The 25,191-nt window shown below is 67.5% G+C and carries 24 protein-coding genes; 19 read left to right on the top strand and 5 right to left on the bottom strand.

Going from position 1 to position 25,191, the window contains the following annotated elements:
- Nucleotides 1-49: 49 nt before the first annotated feature.
- From YM304_RS07780 to YM304_RS07765, 4 genes are read left to right on the top strand one after another with little or no spacing between them, the layout of a single operon-like run.
- On the top strand, nt 50-874 hold the full coding sequence (locus YM304_RS07780) for an alpha/beta hydrolase (RefSeq protein WP_154723361.1): 825 nt from the start codon (nt 50-52) through the stop codon (nt 872-874).
- A gap of 50 nt (nt 875-924) precedes the next feature.
- On the top strand, nt 925-1,815 hold the full coding sequence (locus YM304_RS07775; RefSeq protein WP_015441111.1) for a RecB family exonuclease: 891 nt from the start codon (nt 925-927) through the stop codon (nt 1,813-1,815).
- Nucleotides 1,816-1,819: 4 nt separating this feature from the next.
- Entirely contained in the window at nt 1,820-2,404 is a 585-nt protein-coding gene (locus YM304_RS07770; protein ID WP_015441110.1) for a phosphatase PAP2 family protein, read from the top strand.
- Nucleotides 2,405-2,426: 22 nt separating this feature from the next.
- Nucleotides 2,427-3,821 (top strand): wax ester/triacylglycerol synthase domain-containing protein, encoded by a 1,395-nt coding sequence (locus tag YM304_RS07765; protein WP_041298112.1) that lies wholly within the window; start codon nt 2,427-2,429, stop codon nt 3,819-3,821.
- A 45-nt stretch (nt 3,822-3,866) separates the two neighbouring features.
- Here YM304_RS07765 and YM304_RS07760 read toward each other — a convergent pair whose 3' ends face one another.
- Nucleotides 3,867-4,100 (bottom strand): hypothetical protein, encoded by a 234-nt coding sequence (locus YM304_RS07760; RefSeq protein WP_015441108.1) that lies wholly within the window; start codon nt 4,098-4,100, stop codon nt 3,867-3,869.
- Between the two features lie 181 nt (nt 4,101-4,281).
- Between YM304_RS07760 and YM304_RS07755 the strand changes: the two genes are divergently transcribed.
- Nucleotides 4,282-5,076 carry an SDR family oxidoreductase gene (locus tag YM304_RS07755; protein WP_015441107.1) on the top strand — a complete coding sequence of 265 codons (795 nt, stop codon included), beginning with the start codon at nt 4,282-4,284 and terminating at the stop codon, nt 5,074-5,076.
- 12 nt (nt 5,077-5,088) lie between these two features.
- Nucleotides 5,089-5,433: a hypothetical protein gene (locus YM304_RS07750; protein ID WP_015441106.1), complete on the top strand. Its 345-nt coding sequence runs from the start codon at nt 5,089-5,091 to the stop codon at nt 5,431-5,433.
- Nucleotides 5,434-5,524: 91 nt separating this feature from the next.
- Here the strand turns inward: YM304_RS07750 and YM304_RS07745 are convergent, their stop codons facing one another.
- Together YM304_RS07745 and nudC are read right to left on the bottom strand one after the other, a co-directional pair.
- Nucleotides 5,525-6,271: an SDR family oxidoreductase gene (locus YM304_RS07745; RefSeq protein ID WP_015441105.1), complete on the bottom strand. Its 747-nt coding sequence runs from the start codon at nt 6,269-6,271 to the stop codon at nt 5,525-5,527.
- On the bottom strand, nt 6,268-7,080 hold the full coding sequence (nudC, locus tag YM304_RS07740; RefSeq protein WP_154723360.1) for an NAD(+) diphosphatase: 813 nt from the start codon (nt 7,078-7,080) through the stop codon (nt 6,268-6,270). The genes YM304_RS07745 and nudC overlap by 4 nt, the downstream gene beginning before the upstream one ends.
- A 36-nt stretch (nt 7,081-7,116) precedes the next feature.
- Between nudC and YM304_RS07735 the strand changes: the two genes are divergently transcribed.
- The 5 genes from YM304_RS07735 to YM304_RS22205 all read left to right on the top strand — a co-directional run bounded on the left by YM304_RS07735 (nt 7,117) and on the right by YM304_RS22205 (nt 11,517).
- Nucleotides 7,117-7,611: a peroxynitrite isomerase gene (locus tag YM304_RS07735; RefSeq protein WP_015441103.1), complete on the top strand. Its 495-nt coding sequence runs from the start codon at nt 7,117-7,119 to the stop codon at nt 7,609-7,611.
- Nucleotides 7,612-7,725: 114 nt separating this feature from the next.
- Entirely contained in the window at nt 7,726-8,904 is a 1,179-nt protein-coding gene (locus tag YM304_RS07730) for a steroid 3-ketoacyl-CoA thiolase (protein WP_015441102.1), read from the top strand.
- A gap of 103 nt (nt 8,905-9,007) precedes the next feature.
- Nucleotides 9,008-10,024, top strand: coding sequence for an adenosine deaminase (gene add / locus YM304_RS07725; protein WP_015441101.1), 1,017 nt, complete (start codon nt 9,008-9,010; stop codon nt 10,022-10,024).
- Nucleotides 10,025-10,097: 73 nt separating this feature from the next.
- Complete coding sequence (locus YM304_RS07720; protein WP_015441100.1) at nt 10,098-10,655, top strand: thermonuclease family protein; 558 nt, start codon at nt 10,098-10,100, stop codon at nt 10,653-10,655.
- 10 nt (nt 10,656-10,665) lie between these two features.
- Nucleotides 10,666-11,517, top strand: a complete 852-nt coding sequence (locus tag YM304_RS22205; protein WP_015441099.1) for a carbohydrate deacetylase — start codon at nt 10,666-10,668, stop codon at nt 11,515-11,517.
- A gap of 4 nt (nt 11,518-11,521) precedes the next feature.
- Here YM304_RS22205 and YM304_RS07710 read toward each other — a convergent pair whose 3' ends face one another.
- On the bottom strand, nt 11,522-11,761 hold the full coding sequence (locus tag YM304_RS07710) for a hypothetical protein (protein ID WP_015441098.1): 240 nt from the start codon (nt 11,759-11,761) through the stop codon (nt 11,522-11,524).
- Complete coding sequence (locus YM304_RS07705) at nt 11,758-12,711, bottom strand: PIG-L family deacetylase (RefSeq protein WP_015441097.1); 954 nt, start codon at nt 12,709-12,711, stop codon at nt 11,758-11,760. Before YM304_RS07705 ends, YM304_RS07710 begins: the two co-directional genes overlap by 4 nt.
- 101 nt (nt 12,712-12,812) lie before the next feature.
- Between YM304_RS07705 and YM304_RS22200 the strand changes: the two genes are divergently transcribed.
- From YM304_RS22200 to YM304_RS07660, 8 genes are all read left to right on the top strand, one after another.
- Nucleotides 12,813-13,481, top strand: a complete 669-nt coding sequence (locus tag YM304_RS22200) for a YbhB/YbcL family Raf kinase inhibitor-like protein (protein ID WP_015441096.1) — start codon at nt 12,813-12,815, stop codon at nt 13,479-13,481.
- Between the two features lie 59 nt (nt 13,482-13,540).
- Complete coding sequence (locus YM304_RS07690; protein ID WP_083908262.1) at nt 13,541-15,499, top strand: putative bifunctional diguanylate cyclase/phosphodiesterase; 1,959 nt, start codon at nt 13,541-13,543, stop codon at nt 15,497-15,499.
- A 70-nt stretch (nt 15,500-15,569) separates the two neighbouring features.
- The gene (locus YM304_RS07685) at nt 15,570-16,577 is read left to right on the top strand and encodes a rhomboid family intramembrane serine protease (RefSeq protein ID WP_015441093.1); all 1,008 of its coding nucleotides are present in this window, start codon (nt 15,570-15,572) and stop codon (nt 16,575-16,577) included.
- A 24-nt stretch (nt 16,578-16,601) separates the two neighbouring features.
- Nucleotides 16,602-18,296, top strand: coding sequence for a glycerol-3-phosphate dehydrogenase/oxidase (locus YM304_RS07680; RefSeq protein ID WP_015441092.1), 1,695 nt, complete (start codon nt 16,602-16,604; stop codon nt 18,294-18,296).
- Nucleotides 18,297-18,322: 26 nt separating this feature from the next.
- On the top strand, nt 18,323-19,096 hold the full coding sequence (locus YM304_RS07675) for a M90 family metallopeptidase (RefSeq protein ID WP_015441091.1): 774 nt from the start codon (nt 18,323-18,325) through the stop codon (nt 19,094-19,096).
- Between the two features lie 74 nt (nt 19,097-19,170).
- Entirely contained in the window at nt 19,171-22,137 is a 2,967-nt protein-coding gene (locus tag YM304_RS22195; RefSeq protein ID WP_015441090.1) for a putative bifunctional diguanylate cyclase/phosphodiesterase, read from the top strand.
- Nucleotides 22,138-22,260: 123 nt separating this feature from the next.
- On the top strand, nt 22,261-22,887 hold the full coding sequence (locus YM304_RS07665; protein WP_015441089.1) for a hypothetical protein: 627 nt from the start codon (nt 22,261-22,263) through the stop codon (nt 22,885-22,887).
- Between the two features lie 248 nt (nt 22,888-23,135).
- The gene (locus YM304_RS07660; protein ID WP_015441088.1) at nt 23,136-25,166 is read left to right on the top strand and encodes an SPFH domain-containing protein; all 2,031 of its coding nucleotides are present in this window, start codon (nt 23,136-23,138) and stop codon (nt 25,164-25,166) included.
- Nucleotides 25,167-25,191 lie beyond the last annotated feature (25 nt).

The raw sequence follows: 25,191 nt of genomic DNA, 5'->3' as shown, positions 1-25,191 counted from the left end.
CGGATTGGGCCGGGCGGGTCGTCGCGGCGATGATGTTGCCGTGCGTGCGATGTCGTCAGACCATGTGAGCGTTGCGATCCACGAGTTCGGAGGCAACGGCCGACCGCTGTTGTTCTCCCACGCGACCGGGTTCCACGGCTACTGCTATCTCCCGATCGCCGACCGCCTCGACGACCGGTTCACGTCGTACGCACTCGACTATCGAGGCCACGGTGACACGGCGTCGAATGCCGAGTGGGACGGCGACTGGGAGCGATACGGCGACGACGCGGTGGCCGCCGCACGTGCGATCGCTCCCGATGGCGGCCTGATCGGCTTCGGACACTCGATGGGTGCGACCGGCCTGCTGATGGCTGCGCTGCGCGAACCCGACCTGTTCGACCTGATCATCGGCTTCGAGCCGATCGTGTTCCCGGAACCCGAGCCGGCCGATCGGCCCAGCGACGCACCGTCGCTCATCGACGGAGCGCGCCGTCGCCGTCCGTCGTTCGACTCCTTCGAAGACGCGGTCGACAACTACGCGTCGAAGCCGCCGTTCAGCTTCGTCGACCCCGACATGCTGCGCCTCTACGTCGCCCACGGGTTTCGCCCGGCACCGGAAGGGGTGCGACTCAAGTGCGACCCCGAGCACGAGGCGACGACCTTCGAGAACGGCGCATCGCATCGCACGTGGGATGCACTCCCCCAGATCGAGACGCGGGTCGTGGTGGTCGGTGGCGGCGATGGCCAGGGCCCCGCTGCGGTCGCCGGCCCCATCGCCGAGCGGTTGCCCAACAGCTTGTTCATCCATCAGCCCGACTCCACGCACTTCGGCCCGTTCGTCGATCCGCAGGGCGCGGCCGATCTCATCGCCGACCTGTCGTCGACGCTCTGACGCTGCCGAGATCGTGAACGTTGTGACACGGTGTCCGTACAGTGTCGGGCATGACTGACACGGTGGATCAAACGGTTGTCGAGCCCGTGTGGCCGGTGCCGAGTTCCCTGTCGCCGTCGCGGGTGTCGTCGTTCACGTCGTGTCCGATGCAGTTCCGCTTCTCGTCGGTGCAACGCCTTCCCGAGCCGCCCGGCGTGGCCACCACCAAGGGTTCGGTGGTGCACCTCGCGCTCGAGAAGCTGTTCGAACTCCCCAACGAGCAGCGCACGCCCGACATGTTGGCCACCAAGCTGAGCGAAGCGTTGGCCGACTACGCCACCGACCCCGACTACGTCGGGCTGCAACTCGACGAGGCAGGCGCCACCAAGTTCGAGCACGACTGCAACAAGCTGATCGAGCGGTATTTCGACATGGAAGACCCGCGCCAGATCGACGCGATCGGGCTCGAGATCCGCCTGGCCGCCAAGGTCGGCTCGCTGGAGCTGCGCGGCATCATCGACCGGCTCGAACTCGACGACGACGGCGAATTGGTGGTCACCGACTACAAGACGGGCCGCGCTCCCTCCGGCAACTTCGAGCAGAAGAGCCTGTCGGGCGTGCACTTCTACTCGTTCCTGTGTGAAGCCGTGCTCGGCAAACGGCCGTCGAAGATCCGCCTCATGTACCTGTCGAGCGGCGAAACGATCGAGACCACCCCGACCGCGCAGTCGGTCAAGTTCATCGACACGCGCACCGCTGCCGTGTGGAAGGCCGTCGAGCGTGCGTGCACCACCGGCGACTTCCGGCCGAACAAGAGCCGCCTGTGCGACTGGTGTCGGTTCCAGCAGTGGTGCCCGGCGTTCGACGGCGACCCCGACCTCGCCGCCACCGAAGCGGTCGAGCGCTACGAAGCGCTGATGACCCCGGTGCCCGTCGAACTCGGCGCGTCGACGGCGAGCTGACTCCATGACGACCATCGACGACACCAGTCCACTTCCCGAGCATCCGCCAGGCCGCAATGCGTTGGGCCCGGCCGTCGAGCGCTTCGACCAGGCTGCCGACGAACTCCTCGAACGCGTCCGCGGCAACCCGGTCGCCGACAAGGTGTTCACCACGGCGAGCCACGTCGCCGAGTTCAGCCTCGTCTGGCACGCGATCAGCCTCACGCGCGGGACGATCCGGCGTGAACCGCGCCGTGTGGTGGCGCTCGCGATCGGCATCGGGCTCGAGAGCCTCATCGTCAATCAGGGCCTCAAACGCCTGTTCAAACGCACACGGCCGACCACGTCGGGCGACGAGCGCCTCCAGGTTCGCGCGCCCGTCACCTCGTCGTTCCCGTCGGGCCATGCGAGCGCAGCCGCCTTCGCCTCCACGGTCATGAGCGACCGCGACGGCCCCCTGCTCAGCACCGCCTGGTACGGCGCCGGGTCGATCGTGGCACTCAGTCGGGCCTACGTGCGCATCCACCACGCGTCCGACGTGGTGGGCGGACTCGTCGTCGGCCGCGTGCTCGGCCTCGTCGGCCGGCGCGTTCTACGTCGATTCACCTGACCCCGCCTACTCTGATCGTCTGATGAGCGGAATCGCCTACGACAACAAGATGAGCGACGCCGAGGGCCTGATGTGGCGCTTGGAGAAAGATCCGCACCTGTCGTCAAACATCGGCACCGTCACCATCCTCGACCGCGCCCCCGACTTCGATCTGTTCCGACAGCGTCTGCTGGGCGCCTCGTTGCGCATGCCTCGGCTCCGCCAGTGCGTACGTGTGGCTCCGGCCAACATCGCTCCGCCGACGTGGGTCACCGACAGCAACTTCGACATCGATCACCACGTCCGTCGCATCGCCCTGCCCAAACCCGGCGACGAGCGGGCACTCTTCGACCTGGCCTCGCTCATCACGGCCGAACCGTTCGACCGGACTCGCCCGCTGTGGCAGTTCACCGTCGTCGAAGGCCTCAAGGGCAACCGCGCGGCGTTGGTGCAGAAGCTGCACCACACGATCGCCGACGGCGAGAGCGGCGTGCAGCTCAGCCTCGAGTACCTCGACTTCGAGCGTGACGCGATCCCACCGTCGATGCCCGATCCCGACGAGATCGACGAAGCTCGCGAAGCCGCCGATGCCGACAACGACGCCGCCGACATGGTCCGCAACGTCCTGGCGGGCGCCTTTCGGTTGCCGCTCGGCGTGCTCGACCAGGTCAGAGAGCTCCTCGCCGACCCGACGCAGATCCCCGACGCCACGTCATCGGCCGCCGACACCGTGCGCGGGCTCGTGACTCAGTTGAGCGACGTCGACGGCGCCCGCTCACCGCTCTGGACCGAGCGCTCGACGCGACGCCATCTCGAAACGGCGAGCGCCCCGTTCACCGAGACCCGCGCTGCGGCACACGCGCTGGGCGGCACGCTCAACACGGCGTTCATGACCATCGCCACCGAAGCGGCGAGCCGATACCACGCCGAGCTCGGCGCGCCGGTCGGCGAACTGCGGGCGTCGATGGCGATCAGCACGCGGACCGAGGGCAGCGGTGCCAACGCGTTCTCGCTGGTACGCATGCTCGTCCCGACCGACGACATCGACATCGACGAGCGGTTCCGCGCCATCCAGGCAGCAACCGACAGCGCGGTGCGCGCATCGTCGTCGGCATCGCTCGACAAGATGGCGACGTTCGCGTCGGCCCTGCCCACGTCGATGATCACGCGCCTCGCTCGCCAGCAGGCGCACACGATCGACTTCGCGACCTCGAACGTCAAGGGCTCGCCCGTGCCGATGTACCTGGCTGGCGCGCAGCTGCTGAGCAACTACCCGATCGGACCGCTCAGCGGCGTGGCGTTCAACCTGACGCTGCTGTCGTACCTGGGACGGCTCGACATGGGGCTCAACACCGATGCGGCCGCCGTGAAAGAACCCGACATGCTCCGACGCTTCATCGTCGAAGCGGTCGATCGGTTCACTTCACTCGCGACATGACGCCGTGAATCCACCCGCCGAGGCGGGTCGCACACGACGGTGAGGTCAGGCGAGGTCGACGATGGGCTCGACGACGGCGATGTCGACATCGTCCGTCTTCGAGATCTCCACGTCGGTCAGCAGCGTGCGGACGTCGAGGAGAAGGTCGGCGACTTCACCAGACGACACGAGCTCGCGCTGCATCATCTTCGCGAGCGCTCCATCGATCACACCGAGGGCCTCGTTGATGACGGCCTCGTTGCTGCTGGAGTCGCTGACGTTGGGAAGCTGGTCTGTCATTGGAACCAACCGTACCTGGCCCGAACCGCCGGTGCGCGCACGTGCGATCGATGCCACAGGAAGTTCACACTTCGTCACACGACCCTGACATGGCGGGCCGCACCCTCGCCGCGCCTGCTCCAGCATGTGATCGAGCCCACAGATCACGGTGACGACGCACCTGGCGCTCTACGATGCGCGAATGGACCTGAGCGGCAAGAACACGGTGATCACGGGCGCAGGCCGAGGCATCGGTGAGGCCCTGGCGCGGGCGTTCCACGCCAAGGGCGCCAACGTCGTGCTCGCCGATCTGGCCGGGGCTCCCGACGCCGCAGCAGCCATCGGCGGCGATCGCGTCGTCGGCATCGACGCCGACGTGTCGACCGAGGCCGGCAACGTCGCCCTGATCGAGGCGGCGCGCTCCGCCTTCGGCCCGATCGACCTCTTCTTCGCCAATGCCGGTGTCGGCATGGGTACCGACCTCGCCGAGACCGACGAGCGCGTCTGGGACACGGCGTTCGCCGTCAACGTGCACGCTCACCGCTGGGCAGCGAAGCACCTGCTCCCCGAGTGGCTCGAGCGTGGCGAGGGGTATTTCTGCTCCACCGCGTCGGCCGCCGGCGTGCTCGCCCAGATCGGCTCGGCGCCGTACAGCATGACCAAGCACACAGCGGTCGCCTTCGCCGAATGGGTCTCGATCACGTACGGCGATCGCGGCATCAAGGTCACGTGCCTGTGCCCGCAGGGCGTCAACACCGCCATGCTCAGCGCCGGAAGCGACGACGAAGGATTCTCGGGCGGCGACGTCGTCAAGGCCGCCGGCGCCGTGCTCGAACCCGACGACGTCGCCGACGCCGTGGTCGAGGTCATCGAGCGAGAGGGCTTCTTCGTGCTCCCCCACCCCGAGGTGGCCGGCTACATGCAAGCCAAGGCCAACGATCCCGAGCGATGGCTCGGCGGCATGCGCAAGTTGCAGCGCATGGTCATGGGACGCTGACCCACCGATCCGATGTACCGATCGGCGGCGGCCCTCCAGCGTTTCGGGCTTCGGCCTGCGGAGCCGATCCGATTTCGTCGCAACAACAAGGGTCGCTACGTCGTCGGCAAGGTCGAAGGCATCGAGATCGACGGCAGCATCACGCTGCGCGACCCCGACGGTTCGGCCCGATCGCTCAAACCCGAGCGGGTCGAGATCCGTCGCCCCGGATCCCGCGGGCGGCTGTGCTGGCAGGTGATGAGCGACGTGGCGATCACGTGGGAGCAACTCGAACTCTTCGAGAAGGCCCCCGAGCCCGAAGAGATCCCCCGTCGTCGCGTGAAGATCGAACGCGACCACCCCACCCTCTTCGACTGACCCGCGCAGCCGTCGATTCGTGTGACCGAATGTGGCCGTGGCTCGCGGAATCGGTCACACAGACCGGGGATGAGCGCGCGTGGGGATGGGGTCAGCGGCCGCCGGAGCAGTTGATCGTGGTGGCGGTGACGTAGCTCGCTGCGTCGCTCGCCAACCAGAGGATCGTCGCTGCGACCTCGTCGGGTTGGCCGCCTCGCTGCATCGGCACACCCGGGGCCACCCGTTCGACACGATTCGGCTCACCGCCCGACGCGTGGATGTCGGTGTGGACCACGCCGGGACGCACCGCGTTGACGCGGACGCCTTCGTCGGCCAATTCCTTGCCGAGCCCGATCGTCATCGTGTCGACCGCGGCCTTCGACGCTGCGTAGTCGACGTACTCCCCCGGGCTCCCGAGATACGACGCGGCCGACGACACGTTGACGATCGCACCGCCGGCACCGCCGTGACGCGTCGACATGCGCCGTGCCGCTTCCCGAGCGCAGATGAACGCGCCGATCACGTTGACGTCGAGCACGTCGCGCCAGCGGTCGACCGTCATCTCGTCGAAGCGCATCTGCTGATGCAGGATGCCGGCGTTGTTGACGAGCACGCCGACCGGGCCGAGCTCGTCGGTGACGCGCTCGAACATCGCGATCACCGCTGCCTCGTCCGACACGTCGGCCTGCACGGCGATCGACCGCACGCCGTGAGCCACGCACGAGGCGACCACGTCGTCGGCCGCCGATGCGTTGCTGGCGAAGTTGACCGCCACGTCGTATCCGGCCTCAGCCGCCATGACGCACGTCGCCGCGCCGATGCCTCGCGACCCGCCGGTCACGAGCATCACCGGGTTCATTCGGCCAGCCACTGTTGGATGATCTTGCCGGCGATCGAGATCTCGGGCGGGATCATCGGCAGATCGTCTTTGCGGAACCATTGCGCGTCCATGATCTCCGCTTCCTCACAGACGATGTCGCCGCCGACGTAGTTGACCCGAAACCCGACCATCAGGCTGTGCGGAAACGGCCACGGCTGACTGCCGACGTAGCGGACCTGGTCGACGTCGACCCCGACCTCTTCCTTCACCTCGCGGACCACCGCGCCTTCGAGGTCTTCGCCCGGCTCGACGAAGCCGGCCAGGCACGAGTACATCGGACGTGGAAAGCGCACACCGCGGGCGAGCAGCGCCTCTTGATCGGGTCCGGGCTCGCCGCGAGTGATCAGCGTGATCATGGCCGGGGCGACGCGCGGGTACACCACCAGTTCACACGTCGGGCACTTCAGCCCACGCTCGCCGTCGGACGGAACGGTCTCGGCACCACAGCGACCGCAGTACCTGTGGGTTCGCAACCACTCGACGGTCTGGACGGCCCGGCCCGCCAGCAGCCACTCGGCCTCCGACACCCCCGCGAAGTGGGTGAACAGGTCGGCCGCCGCGCCGTACGACGGATCGTCACCGCGGGGCACGTCGACCGCCCACCAGCCTTCACCGTCGAGCATGCCGATGAACAGCGTCGGCCACGCATCGTCTTCCAGGCGGTCGTCGACGAACACCGACGTGCCGATCACGTGGACGTAGCGGTTCGGCCCCTCGAAACCCTCGGGCACGTCGTTCAACGCGTCGTACAGCGATGCCGTGTTCAAGGAGACCAGTTCTGCGCTCATCGCCGTCATGCGTAGCACGCCACCTACGCTCGTGCCATGACCGCGGAACTGCACCCCGACATCGCCGTCCTCGAGCCGTTGCTCGGCACCTGGTCGGGCACCGGCACCGGTGAGTATCCGACGATCGACACCTTCGGGTACGACGAGACGGTCACGTTCGCTCACGTCGGCAAACCGTTCCTCGCGTATGCGCAGCGGACCTCGTCGACCGACGACGGCCGCCCGCTCCACGCCGAGACCGGGTATTGGCGGATACCTCAGCCGAGCCTGGCCGAACTGATCCTCGCGCACCCGACCGGCCTCACCGAGGTGCTCGAAGGGTTCGCTGCGCCGAACATGCCGGGCGGCGACACGCTGATCGTCGACGTGCGGTCGAGTTCGATCTCGCGGTCGGCCTCGGCCAAGGAGGTCGTCGCATCGGAGCGCACGTTCGAGATCACCGGCGACACCATGCGCTACACGATGCGCATGGCCGCGGTGGGCCAGCCGCTGCAACACCACCTGTCGGCCACGCTCACCCGCACCGCCTGACACTCGAACACCGCCTGCACGACCCGGCGACGCCGGCCGTCCGACTCGTCGCACATGTCACGCGGCGCTCACCGGACTGAACCCGGACACCCCGTGAGTTCTACGATCGATGGCATGTCAAACGTCGTGATCATTGATGCAGTCCGAACCCCCATTGGCAAGCGCGGTGGTGGTCTGTCGACCATGCACCCCGCCGATGTGCTCGCCGAGGTCCAGAAGGCCATCATCGAACGGACCGGCATCGATCCGAACGAGATCGGTCAGGTCGTCGGCGGCTGTGTGAGCCAGGTCGGCGAGCAGGCGTTCAACATCACGCGCACCGCCTGGCTCGCAGCGGGCCTCCCGATGGAGACCCCGGCGACCACCATCGACACCCAGTGTGGATCGAGCCAGCAGGCGACCAACCTCGCCACGTCGCTGGTCGGCGCCGGTGTCGTCGACGTCGCCCTCGCGTGCGGCGTCGAGGTGATGAGCCGCATCCCGATCGGCGTCGGCGGTTCGAAGAAGCTCGGTCTCGGCGTCCCGATCCCGAAGTCGTACTACGAGCAGTACGAGATGACCTCGCAGTTCGAAGGTGCCGAGCGCATCGCCGACAAGTGGGGCATCACCCGCGAAGACACCGACGCGTTCGGTCTCGCCTCCCAGCAGCGGGCACAGCGTGCGTGGGAAGAAGACCGCTTCGCCGGCCAGTACATCACCGTCGACGCACCCGACGTCGACGAAGAGGGCAAGCCCACCGGCACCACCCACACCGTCGACCGTGACGAAGGACTGCGTGAGACCACGCTCGAGAAGCTCGCCACGCTGAAGCCGGTCGGCCGCGAAGACGGCGTCCACACCGCTGGCAACGCGTCGCAGATCTCCGACGGAGCCGCTGCGGTGCTCGTGATGACCGAGGAGAAGGCCGCCGAACTCGGTCTCACCCCCAAGGCTCGCATCGTCGACACGTGCCTCGTCGGCGTCGACCCCGAGCTGATGCTGACCGGCCCCATCGACGCGACGCAGAAGCTCCTCGAGCGCAGCGGACTCTCGATCGACGACATCGACGTGTTCGAGATCAACGAGGCGTTCGCCTCGGTCGTGCTCGCCTGGGCCAAGGAGGTCGGCGCCGACCTCGAGAAGACGAACCCCAACGGCGGGGCCATCGCGCTCGGCCACCCGCTCGGCGGCACCGGTGCGTTCCTGATGACCAAGGCGGTCTACGAGCTCGACCGGATCGACGGCAAGTACGGCCTCATCTCGATGTGCTGCGGCGGCGGTCTCGGCACCGGCACCCTCATCGAGAAGCTCTGAGTCGTCGCTCGGCGGTCGGTGCTCCTGTGGCCGACCGCCGAGCGCATCTCACCGGCGACTCCGACCGGTCCCGCCAACCGGTCGCGTCGGGGCAGACTGCGGTATGACCGAGTTCCTACGTCACCTGCCGAAGATCGAGCTGCACTGCCATCTCGAAGGTTCGATGTCGTCGGCCACCGTCAGAGCGCTGGCGGCCCGTCACGCTGCCGACCACTCGGCGGTGTGGGACGGCGAGATCCCCGACCACTTCTCGTTCGCCGACTTCCCCGACTTCGGCCGCCAGTACCTGTTCGGACTCGGGTTGCTCCGCGACGAGGAAGACCTCGCTCGGGCGACCGACGACCATGCGGCGATCCTCGCAGCACAGAACGTTCGCTACGCCGAACTGACGACCACCGCCTACAGCCACCTCCGCGTCGGCGGCATGGCCCCCGAGGTGTACCGCGACGGTTTGAACGAAGGGCGGCGGCGAGCCGCCGAGCGCGGCGTCACCATCGGCTGGGTCGTCGACATCCCACGCGACCTCGAAATGCCCGACGAGACCGTGACCATCGAATATCTCGAATCCGGCCGGACTCCCGACGGCCTGGTGGGCATCGGGCTCGGCGGCTACGAGGTCGGTTTCCCCGCCGCCCCGTACGCCGACCACTTCGCCCGGGCCACGGCGCTCGGCCTGCATTCGCTCCCGCACGCCGGCGAGACCGAGGGTGCCGACAGCGTTCGTCAGGCGGTCGACGACCTCGGTGCCGAACGCATCGGACACGGCGTCCGTGTGCTCGAAGATGCCGAACTGACGAAACAGTTGGCCGACACCGGCGTGTTCTGCGAGGTGTGCCCGACGTCGAACTCGCTGCTCGGCGTGGTCGACTCGCTGACCGATCATCCGCTCCCCCGCATGATCGAGGCCGGACTGCGCGTGAGCCTCAACACCGACGATCCCGGCTGGTTCGACACCGATCTCCTCACCGAACTGCGCATCGGCTCCGAGGTGCTCGGGCTGACCGACGCCGACCATCTGCGCCTGCAGCGCGACGCGCTCGACGCCTCGTTCGCTCCCGTCGACGTCAGAGCGGCGATCGCCGCCGAGCTCGCGCAGTTCGAGTCAGACCCCACCGCCTGATCGCGCATCATCCGGTGTCTGACACCCGATGATGCGCGGTCGGTTTCCGGGGACTCCGAGTAGACACACGGTCGTGCCTCGGCCGACGACGATCGCAGCGGTGACGGTGATCGTCGGCGCCGTGCTCGTGTTCCTGCTCGTGGGCCGGACCGGTGACACGCCGCCGGGCGACGACGCCGTCTCGACCACGATCGCTCCCGTCGCCGTCGAGGCGAACGCCGTCGTCGACCACGTGGTCGACGGTGACACGATCGACGCGATCATCGACGGCACCGAAGAACGGGTGCGGCTCATCGGTATCGACACACCCGAGACCAAGAAGCCCGACACGCCGATCGAGTGCTTCGGGCCGGAGGCCACCGCGTTCACCGAACAACTCCTCCCGGTCGGCACCCCGATCCGCATCGAGCGCGACACCGTCGGCCGTGACGACTACGGACGACTGCTCGGCTACGTCTACCGGGCCGACGACGGGGTCTTCGTCAACTACGAGGTGCTCCGCCAGGGCTTCGGCACCCCGCTGTCGATCGGGCCGAACACCACGTTCGAGCAGCTCTTCGTCGAGGCGGCGCGAGCGGCCGAGACCGACGACGTCGGATTGTGGGCCGCGTGCTCCGGTGCTGAGAGATAGCGTTCCGTTCGTGGCTCAGACAGCAGGCTCGCTCGTCGAACGACTCGGGTACTCCCCCGACGCCAAGTTGGTGATCTTGTCGTGTGACGACCTCGGCGCCAGCCATGCGTCGAACGAAGGCGTGTTCGCTGCCATGCACGACGGCGCCGCCACCTGCGCGTCGCTGATGGTGCCCGCAGCCTGGGCGTGCCACGCGGCCAACAACGCGGCGCCCGACGACGACATCGGCGTCCACCTCACACTCAACTCCGAACACGGCTGCTACCGCTGGGGTCCGATCACCCATGCGCCGTCGCTGCAGTCCGGCGAAGGCGGCTTCCCGCGCACCCTCGAAGACCTGTGGGAACACGCCGACCACGACGAAGTGCTGCGCGAGCTGCGAGCCCAGGTCGAACGAGCCCAGGTGTGGGGCGTCGACGTCACCCACCTCGCACCGCACCTGTCGGCCATCACGCTGCGACCCGAGTTCTTCGACGTGTACCTCGAGCTCGCCTACGAGTACAAGCTGCCGATCCGGCTGCCGTCGACGGTCAGTGCCGAGCAGGCCGGCTTCCCGTTCCGCCAACTCGCGCTCGACGAAGGCGTCGTGTTCCCCGACCACTTCGACCACGACTGGCGAGCCGGATCACGCGAGCGCGTGCTCGGCGCCATCGAGACACTCCAGCCCGGCGTGACCGAGATCCACATCCAGCCCGCGATCGACACGCCCGAGGTCAGGGCCTTCGCCGGGGAGTCGGCCGACGGCTGGATCGCCGACCTCGAACTCGCGACCAGTGCTGATCTGACCGACGCACTCGATCGAGCCGGCGCCACCCTCATCGGCTTCCGCCAGCTACGCGACCTGATGCGCTCGGGCAGCTGAGCCGCTAGATCGCCGCGACGATGTCGGCGATGGCGGCCTTCGCCTCACCCGACTTCAACGCATCGAGAATCCGGCCGGTGTGGCCCGCCGCCTTGAGCTTGCCCCGCATGAACGCCACCGTGGGATCGAAGCCGTCGGCTGCCGCATCGACGAGCGGCACGGTGATGGTGATCTCCGCGTCGTCGGGGCCAGCGGTCCGTTCGTCTTTCTTCGCGACGACCACGCGGTACTGAATCGAGCTCACGACACACTCTCGCGCACACCGTCGAGCAGGTCGCGTTCGCCGTCGCCCTCCGGGATCGGCCCGACGCGTGATCGAGCGAGGATCCAGTCCTCCCACGGGTACGTCTGATCGAGTTGTTCGTCGGTCAGGCCGAACCACCAGCCCGCGTTGGGGTCGACCTGCGTCGCATGGGCACGCAGCGCCCCCGACCGAGCCCACTGGAAGCCGGTGCAGTCGATCTTCGTGGTGATCCGGTGGTCTTGGCCCTCACGCTCGAGCCACTCGTCGGAGAACGGCGATTCGCCGGTGTGCTCGAGCATCCCCGTGTGGACGGCGAGGATGCGCGCCTTCGACCAGACCGAGTAGTACAGCTTCGACGGCTCGAAGGGTTCGCCGAGGTCGGGATACCAGTCGGCGTCGCCGGCACGGTCGAACGCCAACACCGAGATGTCGTGGACGCGCAGGTGGTCGGGGTGCGGATACCCCTTCTGATCGTCACCGTAGGTGATGATGACCTGGGGTTTCGCGGCGCGGATGACCTTCACCAGCCGACCGACGGCCTCGTCGATGTCGGCCTGGTGGAAGCACTCGGGGTGGTTGTTCGGATCGGTGTCGGCCATGCCCGAGTCGCGGTAGCCGAGCATGACGACCTCGTCGAACCCGATGACCTCGGCCGATGCGGCCAATTCGGCGGCGCGCATCGACGCGACGAGTTCCTTCTCCTGTTCGGGAGCGAGCCCGTGGAACGGCTGGCCTTCCTCGCGCAACGACGGATTCTGCAGGTCGCCCTCTTCGCCACCGGTGCAACACACCAGCGTGGTGCGCACTCCTTCACGGTGGTACTTCGCCAACGTGGGAGCGCCCTTGGAGGCTTCGTCGTCGGGGTGGGCGTGCACGGTCAGAATCGACAGCGGATCACCCGATGTCGACAACGGAACCGTGGTCGCGGTGTTCGTGGAACGTTCGGACACCGTGCCGAGGTTATCCACGACGTCAGCTCCCGTCGCCACCTGCGCCAGAGCGTCCGCGGGTCGCTCAGGATCTCGGCGTTCGATGTCCTACGCTCGCGCCCGTGAAGAAGACGATGATCGCCTGCGTCGCCCTGCTCGCGCTCGCCGCGTGCGACACCGGCGACGGGACGACGCTCAAGGACCCGGCGGTTCCGACGACGGTCGCGCCCATCGACACGACGCCGCTCGCGTCGGTCGCCGTCGACCCGGCGGTCACCGCCGCACCCCAGCTTCCGGCACCCGATCCCGTCGATGCCCCTGCGGTGGAATCGACCGGATCGTTCCGACTGTTCGCACCCTGGGCCGACGGAGGCCCGATCGACACTCGCTACAGCTGCGACGGAAGCAACGTGTCACCCTCGTTCAGCTGGGCCGACGTACCCGAAGGAACCGCCGAACTCGCGGTGGCGTTCGTCGACGTAACCAACCTCTCGAACGGGCAACCGTTCATCCACTGGATCATGACCGGCATCGACGCCAGCGAGAACACCACGTCGGTCGCCGAAGGCCAGGTGCCGATCGGCGCTGCCCAGGCACTGAACTTCTTCGGAGACATCGCATTCGCCGGTCCCTGCCCGAACCCGGGCGAGACGAACACCTACCGACTCACCGTGTTCGCCCTCAACCAGCAACTCGAAGTTGCCGATGGAACTCCTGCAACGGAACTTCTGGATCTCATCAATACGGTGTCACTCGACTCGACGAGTGTCACCGGCACCCACACTCGCTGACACCGGCACCCGGCGACGTTCACACGTCGTCATCGCCGGTTTCGGTACGGCACAGCATCATGGCGGACATCAACCACACCACGAACTCGACGGCGTCGTGGTCCGCGCCTGCGCCGCCGCTCCCCCCGCCCCCGCCGCCGGCAGGCGCCCCGCCGATGCCGGCACCGGCACCGCCCCCCTCCCACGATGATGGCGGCGCCTCCGGTGACCCGTGGAGCGTCTTCGCCGCCGACGACCCCGTGGCGGTCGTCCCGACCCACGATGCGCTGATCACCGAGTCGACGCCGACGGGTCACCAGACCTCGTGGCAGCACCCTCACCAGGTCGATCTCCCGGCGTCGGTGCGTGGCGTGCTCGACAGCGACGGCACCGCACTGGTCGTGCTCCGACTCGACGGCACGATCGAAATGGTCAACGCACCGATGCTCAGCATCCTCGGCGCCGAGTCGATGGACGACCTGGCGGAGGGCTCACCGGCGTCGGGCGTGCTCCGCTCGTTCCTCGACCACCTCCCACAAGAACTCCTCCATCGGCAGCGCGGCGAGTGGCGAGGCGACGTCGACCATCGCGGCCCGGCCGGCGACACCCGACTCCTCCGTGCCACGGCACGCGTCGACACCCCCTGCGACGAACGGCCGGGCGGCACGATCTCGTTGCTGCTGCACGACGTCACCAGCGCCCGACGCCGCGTCGCCCGCCTGCACCACCAGGCGTCGCACGACCCGCTCACCGGGCTCGCCAACCGCCACCGGATCATGGTCGACCTCGCACAGGCGATCGGTGAGCAGCGTGGACGACCGGGGCACGTGGCCGCGATCTTCGTCGACCTCGACCACCTCAAGTACGTCAACGACGCATTCGGCCACCGCGTCGGCGACCAACTCATCACGTCGACCGCACAACGCCTCGCCCAAGCGATCCGCCCCACCGACCGCGTCGCCCGCATCGGCGGCGACGAGTTCATCGTGGTGAGCACCGGCATCGTCGATGCGATCTCCGCGCTCGACCTCGCCGAACGAGCACGTCGCGCGCTCACCGGCCATCTCAAGATCGGCGAACTCGACCTCGCGTTCTCGGTCAGCATCGGCGTGGCGCTCACCGATCCCGACGTGATGGATCTCGACGACATCGGTGCCGCCGGACTGCTCGTCGGCAACGCCGACACCGCCATGTACGAAGCGAAACAGCACGGACGTGGCCGCTGCATCCTGTTCACCTCCGACATGCGATCGGCCGCTCGCGAGCGCACCGAGATCGCGGCGACGCTCGCCCGCGCCGTCAACGACCACGACCTGACCGTCGACTACCAACCCGTGTTCTCCACGGTCACCAAGACCGCAGTCGCCGCCGAGGCCCTCGTGCGCTGGACGCATCCGACCCGCGGCCGCATGGACCCCGCCACGTTCATCGCCGTCGCCGAAGAGTCCGGCATCATCAGCCGACTGGGCGAACTCGTCCTCGACCAGGCCATGGGCGACCTACGCGGGTGGATCGAGAACCACACCGTCCCGTCCGACTTCTCGGTGCACGTCAACGTGTCAAGGGTGCAGCTCGGCTCGGCATCGTTCGTCAACCTGGTCATCGCCAAGCTCCGCGAGCACGCCCTCGACCCGACACAACTGGTCCTCGAGGCTCGCGACACCTCGCTGCTCGGCCGCATCGCCGACGTCGACCGGTCGATCCGGGCGCTGCGCCGCGCCGGGGTGCAGGTCGCCGTCGACAACTTCGGCACCGGGCCGAAAGCGCTCGCCGTCATGACCGACGTCGGCGCCGATGTGCTCAAGCTCGACGGCTCGCTCGCCCTCCCGACCGGTTCGTCCGACGCCGAGACACGCCTCGTCAGGGCCATCGTCCTCCTCGCGCACGCACTCGACATGTCGGTGGTCGCCGAACGGGTGAGCGGCTACGAACAACTCCGACGCCTCCAAGCCGCCGGGTGCGACCTGGTGCAGGGGAATCTGCTCGGCGCGCCACGGCCGGCATCGGCGTTCGGCACGGCCAGCAACATCGAGTGGTAGCCGCCGCGCGGCGCCGCTGTTTCGAAGGTTGTCAGGATTCGCCACGGTCGGCGTCGATACGCTGATCGTCGTGCCACTGCCGTTGCCATCATCCGACTCGAGCGGCACCTCCGGAAAGTCTGCGCTGCCGCAACCACCCGGTGGTGGCTTCCAGCCGCCGCAGGGGGCGCCCGCAGGTCCGCCGACGTCCCCGGGGACCCCCGCGCCGGCTCCGGCCGCCTGCTACCGGCACCCCGACCGCGTCGGCGGTCGCCAGTGCACCCGCTGCGGCAAACACGCCTGCCCCGACTGCCTGACCCAGGCAGCCGTCGGCAGCCATTGCCTCGACTGCGCCAAGGCCGCCCGCCCCGACCTCAAGACGCGAGCGCGATTCTGGTCGGCCGGACAGCCCGCGCTGGTGGCGTACACCCTCATCGCCATCAACGTCGCCGTGTTCGTCGGACTCGGCCTCTACTACGACTTCGGCGGCATGTTGTCGGGCCGTATCACCGAGGCGCACTTCTACTACGCCCTCAACGAAGCGTTCCTCGACTCGAACGTGCCCGCCGAGTTCTCCCCGTTCGGCACCGAGGGTGCCCAGTGGTACCGCCTCGTCAGCTCCGGCTTCCTGCACTACGGCCTGCTGCACCTCGGGTTCAACATGTTCTTCCTCTACCTGCTCGGCAACGAGATGGAACCGATGATCGGCCGCACGAAGTTCGCGCTGCTCTACGTCGCCTCGCTGCTCGGAGGCTCCGCCGGCGTGCTGCTCATCGACGGGCAGAACGCCTTCTCCGCCGGGGCGTCGGGCGCCGTGTTCGGGCTCCTCGGGGCGTACGCCGTGGGCATCTGGCGCCACGGGATCAACGTGTTCAACACGCAGATCGGCTCGCTGCTGATGATCAACCTGTTCCTCACGTTCTTCGTGCGCAACATCTCGATCGGCGGGCACATCGGCGGTCTGGTCGCCGGTGGCATCTGCGGGTTCATCATGCTGGCGCCCGGCTACAAGGGCGTGCCGCCCTGGTCGAAGTACGCCGTGCCGATCGCCGTTGCCGTGGCATCGATCGCCATCTCGGTCGTCGTCGCCTCCGGCTGATCTTCGGGCCGTAGCCTCGTTCACATGGCTCTTCGTGAGACGCACATCGACCGGATGCGTGACGGCTCGTTCGACACGCTCGTCATCGGTGGCGGCATCAACGGTGCCGTCACCGCCGCATCGCTGGCCGGGCGTGGTGCCAGCGTCGCGCTGATCGACCGCGGCGATTTCGCGCACTTCACGAGTCAGGCGTCATCCAACCTCGTCTGGGGCGGCTTCAAGTACCTCGAGAACTACGAGCTGTGGCTCGTGTTCAAGCTGTGCCAGTCGCGCAACCGCCTCATGCGGGCCTACCGAGACAACATCAAGGAGATCGGTTTCTACGCAGCGCTCGACAAGAAGGGCCCGTACCCACCGTGGTTCGCGGCACTCGGCGCGCTCGGCTACTGGATCATCGGCCAGTTCGGAACCCGCTGGCCTCGGCTGCTGTCACGCGAGAAGATCGAACGCGAAGAACCGGCGATCAACACGACCGACGTCGCCGGGGGCATCGAGTACCGAGACGGCATCCTGATCGACAACGACGCTCGCTTCGTGTTCAGCTTCGTCCGCTCCGCGATCGAAGCCGGAGCCGCCGCCGCGAACTACGTCGAGATGGTGAGCGCCACACGAGACGGCGACCGCTGGACCGCGCAGCTCCGTGACGTCGACACCGGCGAAGAGTTCCAGACCACCGCACGCACGATCGTCAACGCCGCCGGCCCGTTCGTCGACGAGACGAACCAGTCGTGGGGCCTCACCACCGACCACCGCATCGTCTACTCCAAGGGCATCCACCTCGTCGTGCCTCGGCTCACCACGAAGCACCACGACAAGGTCCTCGCGTTCTACGACGACACCGAACGCCTCTTCTACGTGATCCCGATGGGTCGCCGCTCGGTGATCGGCACGACCGACACCCGGGTCGACACGCCCTACACCGAAGCCGACGACGACGACATCGAGTTCCTGCTCGAACAGATCAACGCTCGGATGGACCTCGACCGCCCGCTCCGCAAGCCCGACATCATCGCCAAACGCTGTGGCGTGCGACCGCTGGTCGTCTCGACCGACGGCGCCGACCACACCGAGGTCGACTGGACCAAACTGTCACGCAAGCACGCGGTCGAGACCGATCACCGCCAGCGAGTCGTCACGATCTTCGGCGGCAAGCTCACCGACTGTCTCAACGTCGGCGAAGAGGTCGCCGAGGCGGTCGAGCAGCTCGGCATCCCCCTCGAGAAGGATCTGCACAACTGGTACGGGGAGCCCGCCCGCGCCACGCGCAAGGAGTTCTTCCGGCAGGCCCGCTTGATGAAGCTCGACCGCATCCGCGACAAGCCCGAGGTCGAACCGCTGTCCGATCGCCTGTGGCGGCGCTACGGACGCCGAGCGTTCGCCATGCTCGACGCCATCCGCGAAGAACCGGCGATGGCCGAAGACATCATGGGGTCGGCCGACTACATCCGCGTCGAACTCCACGAGGCGGCACGTTCCGAGATGGTCACGAAGCTCGAGGACTTCATGCGGCGCCGCTCGAAGATCGAACTCGTCGTGTCCGATCACGACATCGATCACTCGCCGGGTTTGCGCGAAGTCGCCGAGATCCTGTTCGGCGCCGACCAGGCCGACGCTCGACTCGCCGAGTACTTCGGCGGTGACGACAACATCCCCGACGCGGTCAAGGCCGGTCCGCCACCGAGCGAGTCGACCAAGTCGGCCGGCGACGTCCTCGTCTGACCGGCGACGACCCGACGACGATGTCGATGCTGTCTCGAGTTCGCGGCTGGTTCCGACGCACCCCGCCGAGCTTCGATCCCACCTGGGAGGCGGTGCTCCGATCCGGGTTCGACCACTGGAACCTGCTCGACGACGCCGAACTCGAACGCATGCGCATGCTCGTGGCGCGCTTCTTCCACGGTCGCCGCTGGGAAGCGGCGCAGGGGATGGACCTCACCGACGAGGTCAAGGTGCTCATCTCCGCTCAGGCCTCGATGCTCCTGCTCGGTCTCGAACTCGACGAATACCTCGACGTCAGCTCGGTCATCGTGCACAAGTCGACCATGCGGGTGAAGAAACAGCGGCCCACCGGCGGTGGCGTGTGGTCGGGCGGCACCCAACACATCTCCGGCCAGGCGCATCACCGCGGCCCGGTGATGCTCTCGTGGTCGGCGGCTCAGCGCGGCGCTCGTGTGCCCGAACGAGGGATGAACGTCGTGTACCACGAGTTCGCGCACCGGCTCGACATGATGGACGGGGTGACCGACGGGACGCCGCCGCTCGGCGACGAAGCCGCCCAGGCACGGTGGCAGCAGGTGTTCACCGAAGCGTTCGCCCGGGTCCACGACGGCGAGTCGATCCTGCGCAACTACGCCGGCACCAATCCGGCCGAGTTCTTCGCGGTCGCGACCGAGCTCTTCTTCAATCGACCCTTCGACGTGTTCACTCACGAACGCGATCTCTACGAGGAGTTGCGGTCGTTCTACGGCCAGGACCCGGCGAACCGGCTCGTCCGCGCCGGCATCCACCCCGACGCCTGAACCGCACCTGCCATCCGGCGCGAGCAGACACTTTCTTGAGTCAAGCGCACCTTTGTCAGAGACGATGTCCGTAGGTGGCTTCAACATCACGGCGCACCGGTGGATCGTTCGCGATGCGCCTGCTGTTGCTCATCGCCGTGCCCATGATCGGGGTCAGTGTCCTCGCCTACCAACGGATCCGAGCGGAGAACGACCTCGCCGCCGATGCGCTCGAACTCGCCGAGGACGCCAGAGTCCAGCGAGCGACCGCCGAGGTCTACGGACCGGCCCAGATCGAACAGATCGCCTTGCAGGGGCTCGCCGCCATCGACGAGATGGAGGTCCCCCGCGATCTCGTCGTCGCCATCGCCGGCGTCGACTTCGAGACCCTCTACAACGCCAACCGCGTCAAGCTCGACGCCGCGCTCGACGCGCTGGCGGTCTCGGAGTCGCCGCGCATTCGAGCATCGAGCAACCTCGCCGACCAGCTCAGTTTCGTTCGCGGCGAACTCAACGCGCAACGCACGCAATCGGAGTCGTTCCGTGCCATGCCCGACGAGATCCGCCACGTCTTCACCAAGCTCGACGACATCCTCGCCGACCGAGGTGGCACCGTTGCGCTGAGCGACGTCGTGTCAGCGACCACCTCGGGCACCACGGCCGACCGAGCCAAGCTCCTCGCGCTCAGCCAGGTACTCGAGAACGTCGGTGAACGCGGCACCGCCCTGCTCGAGGCCCTCCTCGACCGCGGCCCGGCTTCCGCCCGCGGGATCCTCGAGGCGAACGCTCGACTCGATCTGTCGATCGAGAACTTCGAATCGCTCCTCGACGATGCCGAGGTGGCGCGACTCACAGACGTCACGTCGTTGCTGAAAGAACCGCCCGCAGCGTTGACCGACGCTCTCGCCGGCGTTCCGCTGTCGGAGCAGATCGATGCGAACTACATCCAGACCTCGGCCGGTGCCGTGCTCGACCAGATCGATTTTCTCGACGCGCTCGAGGTCTACTCCAACGACTTCCACGACGGCGTGGTCCGAGCCCTCGACGACCAGGCGGTCGCCGCCGAATCCGCAGCGTTTCGCACCACGCTGCTCCTCGCTGCGACGCTCGCCGTCAGCCTCGCCATGCTGCTCTTCCTCACGCTCTCGACGCTGCGGCCCCTCCGACGGCTCACCCGACGGGCGGCCACCATCAGCGACGGTGGATTCGACGTGGCGCCACTCCCCCTGCACGGGCCGAACGACGTTCGCACGCTCACCAAGTCGATGAACGACATGATGGTGACCCTCCACCATGTCGACCACGGCATCTCCGAGCTCGCCGGAGGGGCGACCAACAGCCTGCACGACGACCTCCCGGGACCCATCGGTGTGTCGCTGCGCCAGTCGTTCGAACGGCTCGAAGACACCAACAGCAAGCTGCAGGCGAGCCAGCAACTCGCCTCGGCGATCGTCGAGCAGGCGGCCGACGCGATCTGGACCATCGACGCCGACGGGCTCATCACGACGGCCAACGACGCGAGCGTCGCCCTCGTCGGCCTGCACGCCGACGACCAGGTCGGCCAACCGCTGCACCGCTTCCTGCCTCGCTACGACGGCGAAGTCACCGTCGAAGGCCCCACCGGCGAGTCGGCGCGGTTGCTGGTCGCGAGCAGCGACATCGACGCCGGCCACGAGCCGTTGACGACCGTGATCGCTCGCGACATCTCCGAACGGACGCGCTACGAGGAACGCCTGGCATACCAGGCCCACCACGACGCGCTGACCGGGCTCCCCAACCGTTTCGCCCTGCTCGAACGGCTCAGCGCGCGACCCGCCGGCGCCGCGGTCGCTGTGATGTTCATCGATCTCGACGGATTCAAGTCGGTCAACGACACCCAAGGCCACCTGGCGGGCGACCAGTTGCTGACCGAGGTCGGCAAACGCCTCACCTCCCATGTGCGTCCCGGAGACTTCGTGGCACGTCTGGGCGGCGACGAGTTCGTCGTGATCATCAACGACTACGCCAGCGTCGCGCACGTGGTCTCGTTCGGCTACCGCCTGATCCAAGAGGTCGAACAACCCTTCGGTGACGGCGACAACGTGTTCGCGCTCTCGGCGAGCGTCGGCGTGGCCGCGTTCGACAACGGCCTGGCCGACGCCGACCTGACACCGCTCGACGCCATACGTTGCGCCGACAATGCCGTGTACGAGGCGAAGCGCCGAGGACGGGGTCGCGTCGAACTCTTCGATGCGCGCTTGCGTGAGAGCATCGTGCAGAGCGCCGAAGTCGAGATCGCGCTCCGGCAGGCGGTGCGCAACGACGAGCTCGAACTGCACCTGCAGCCAGTCCTCGACATCGAGCGCAACACGTTCAGCAGCGCCGAAGCGCTGGTGCGATGGAACCGTCCGGGACACGGCATGGTCCCGCCCGGCGACTTCATCCCCATCGCCGAGCGATCGTCGCTGATCTTCGAGATCGGCCGATGGGTCATCCTCGAGTCGTGCAAGACCTTGAAGCGCTGGGCCGACGAGGACCCGTCGCGGACGCAGAAGATCGCGGTCAACATCGCCGGCTCGCACCTCATCGACGGCAACCTCGCCGCCGACCTCGATGCAGCGCTGCTGCTCACCGGAGCCGATCCGACCCGCCTCGAGTTCGAACTGACCGAGACCCAACTGATGCACGACGTCGAGCGGGCACGAGACGTACTCGAGCGTGTGCGGAGCCGCGGTGTCACCGTGGCGATCGACGACTTCGGAACCGGCTACTCGTCGATGGCATATCTGCGTCAACTCCCGATCGACACGCTGAAGATCGACCGCAGTTTCGTGTCGAACGTGACCGAGGACGGCTTCGACTCGACGGTGATCGACGCGCTGTTGACGATCGGGCACGCACTCGGCCTGTCGGTGGTAGCCGAAGGCATCGAGTGCGCCGAACAGCTCGCCTACCTCGCCTCGAAGGGCTGCGACCGAGCGCAGGGTTACCACTTGGCTCGACCGGCCCCGATCGCCGACGCCGAAGCGCTCATGTGGCCCCACGGCCAGCACGACCCGCTCGAACAGCTGCTCAACATCTGACCTGCTCACGAGCTGAGACCCGCGACTCAGATGTTGAGTCACCATGACGCAGCATTGTGACGGTTCGATGTTTTCGGCGCTCGACGTGTCGAGCGACACCGCGGGTTCCGGCATGATGATGACATGGCCGACGTACTCCGTGCATCAGTCGAACTCCCCACGATCGTCTTCACCGCGCTGCTGGCGATCTGCGCGGCGATGTGGCTGCTCTCACTCGTCGGCGTGCTCGACATCGAGGCCGACGCCGCCGACGGCCTGCTCGACGACGCGCTCGAACCGCTGCACCTCTCCGAGGTTCCCACCACGATCCTGCTCACCAGCGTCGGGCTCGCCGGGTGGTTCGCGTCGGTCCTGGCCAGCGTGTTCCTCCTCGACTCGCGTTCGGGCACCGCGCTCGCGATCCTCTCCGTCGTGGTCGGCATCGGCGCCGCGGTGTTCGCGCTGGGGGTGACGATCTGGATCGCCCCGAAGCTCGGCCGCATCTTCGTCACCCAGACCGCACCGTCGAAGCGAGATCTGCTGGGCCGCATCGCCGAGGTCCGCTCGGCGACCGTCACCGAGTCGAGCGGACGAGGCGAAGCCACCTGGCCCGACGGCACGGTCTCGACGGTCGACATCCGCACCACCACCGGTGCCGGCCTCGCAGCCGGCGAACTCAAGCGAGGCGATCGAGCGCTCCTCGTCGACTGGGTCGAAGCGACCGACGACTTCATCGTCGACCGAGTGCCGGCCGAACTCGCCGAATCGTGACGAGCATCCGTTCTCGACGGCGTGCTCCGTCGTGACCTCATCCCGCCGGTTCACGCCGCGTTCACCCCGCTCTGGCACGATCGACGAAGATCACCGAATCCGGAGCACAGCGATGCGCACCTCACCTAGCGTTGCCGCCGGGTGGCCGAACAGCGCACGGTCCACACGGCCCGCTGCCTCGACACATCCTCACCACCGTCTCGGCGTTCCGCTCCGAGGCCGAGACAACCAGAAAAGAGAGTGCCTCAATGGGTAGCGTCCTCGCCGCCGCAGCGATCGTCGTGATCGTGGTCGTCATCGTCATCTTCGTCGTCGCGCTGTTGGTGTCACGATTGTTCCGCAAGGTCCCACAGGGCCAGGCGCTCGTCGTGTCGAAGTGGCGCTCCGTCGTGGTCACCTTCACCGGCCAGATCGTCATTCCGGTCATCCATAAAGCCGAGATCATGGACATCTCGGTCAAGAACATCCAGATCGAGCGCCGCGGCAAAGGCAACGGTCTGATCTGCAAAGACAACATCCGCGCCGACATCTCGGTCGAGTTCTTCGTCAAGGTCGATCCGACCGAGCAGGCCGTCAAGAAGGTCGCCCAGGCCATCGGGTGCGACCGAGCGTCCGACATCGCCACGCTCAACACGCTGTTCGCCGCCAAGTTCTCCGAAGCGCTCAAGACCGTCGGCAAGAAGTTCGACTTCGAATCGCTCTACACCGACCGCGACAGCTTCCGCGACGAGATCGTCGAGATCATCGGCAAGGACCTCAACGGCTACGTCCTCGAAGACGTCGCGATCGACTACCTCGAGCAGACGCCGCTCGCCGACTTCGATCCCGACAACATCCTCGACGCCGACGGCATCCGCAAGATCACCGAGCGAACCGCCATCCAGCACATCGAGACCAACAAGGCCGAGCAGCTCGAGCGTGAAGAGACCACGCGCCGCACGGTCGATGCCGACAAGGCCGTGTTCGAGATGGAGCGCGATCGTGCCGAGGCCGAGGCCCGCCAGCAGCAGGAGATCCGCACCGTCCAGGCCCAGGCCGACTCCGAAGCGAAACTGGTCGAGGAGACCGAGCGCAAGCGTGCCGAAGAGGCTCGCCTCCAGGCCGAGCAGGGCATCGGCGTGGCCAACGAGAACAAGGACCGCGAGGTCGCGATCGCCGGGTTGAACCGCGAACGCGTGGTGAAGGTCGAGTCGGAGAACATCGAGCGCGACCGCTTGCTCGCCGTGACCGGCCGTGAGACCGCCGTCGCCGAAGCCAACAAGGAGAAGGAGGAGCGAGCCCGCGAGCTCGCCGACGTCGCACGGGGTCGCGTCGAAGCCGATCTCGGCGTCGCCGAGAAGGAAGAAGCCATCGCCACACTGCGCGTCGTCGAAGACGCTCAGCGCCGAGCCGACGCCGAGATCCGCACCGCCGAAGGGACCGCGCAGGCACTGTTCGTCGGCACGGTCAAGGAGGCAGAGGCCGCCCGCCAGGCCGCCACGTCGGAAGCCGAGCGGGCCACGATTCTCGCCCGAGCCAACGCCGACGCCGCCCAACAGGACTCGCTCGCCTCCCAGCGTCGCGCCGAAGGCAAGCAGGCCGAGCAGGCCGCCGACGGTTTGGCGACCGTGCAGGTCGAGCGCGAGCGTGCCGAGGCGATCCGGGCGACCGGCCTGGCCGAGGTCGAGGTCAAGCAGGCCGACGCCAGCGCCGTCGAAGCACTCGGCGCCGCAGAGGGTGCCGCCACCAAGGCCCGCCTCGAAGGCGAAGGCCAGGGTCTGCAGGCCAAGGCCGAAGGTGTCGGCGCGATGACCGCCGCCGGCCAAGACCACGAGGAGTTCCGCCTGCAGCTCGAGACCGACCGCGACGTCGCGTTGGCCAGCGTCCAGGCGAAGGCCGACGTCGCCAAGTCGGCGGCTGCGGCACTCGGCGAGTCGCTGTCGCACGCCGACATGACCATCGTGTCCGACGAGGGCATCGTCGAACGCATCCTCTCGGCCGCCGGGCACGGCCAGGCGATCGACGGATTCGTCAACTCGAGCAGCGGCGCTTCGAAGATGCTGGCGCCATACCTCGACGGCGAGGCCAACATCGTCCAAGACGTCGCCGCTGGCGTCGGTGGCATCGGTGCCGCCGGCATCCGCGACCTCACGCTCGCGGAGTTCGTCGCTCGACTCGGCGGACGCATCGGCGACAGCGACGGAGCGTCGGCGCTGATCGATCAACTCAAGTCGGCCGTCGAATCGAGCGGCTTGGCCGACCAGTCGGTCAGCAACGTCATCGACACCGACCCCAAATGACCCGCGGCTCCCGCATCAAACGGTG

The organism is Ilumatobacter coccineus YM16-304, assembly GCF_000348785.1.
Lineage (GTDB): Bacteria > Actinomycetota > Acidimicrobiia > Acidimicrobiales > Ilumatobacteraceae > Ilumatobacter_A > Ilumatobacter_A coccineus.
Note: the sequence above shows the minus strand (reverse complement) of the source record. Positions and strands in the feature narration are given on the sequence as shown.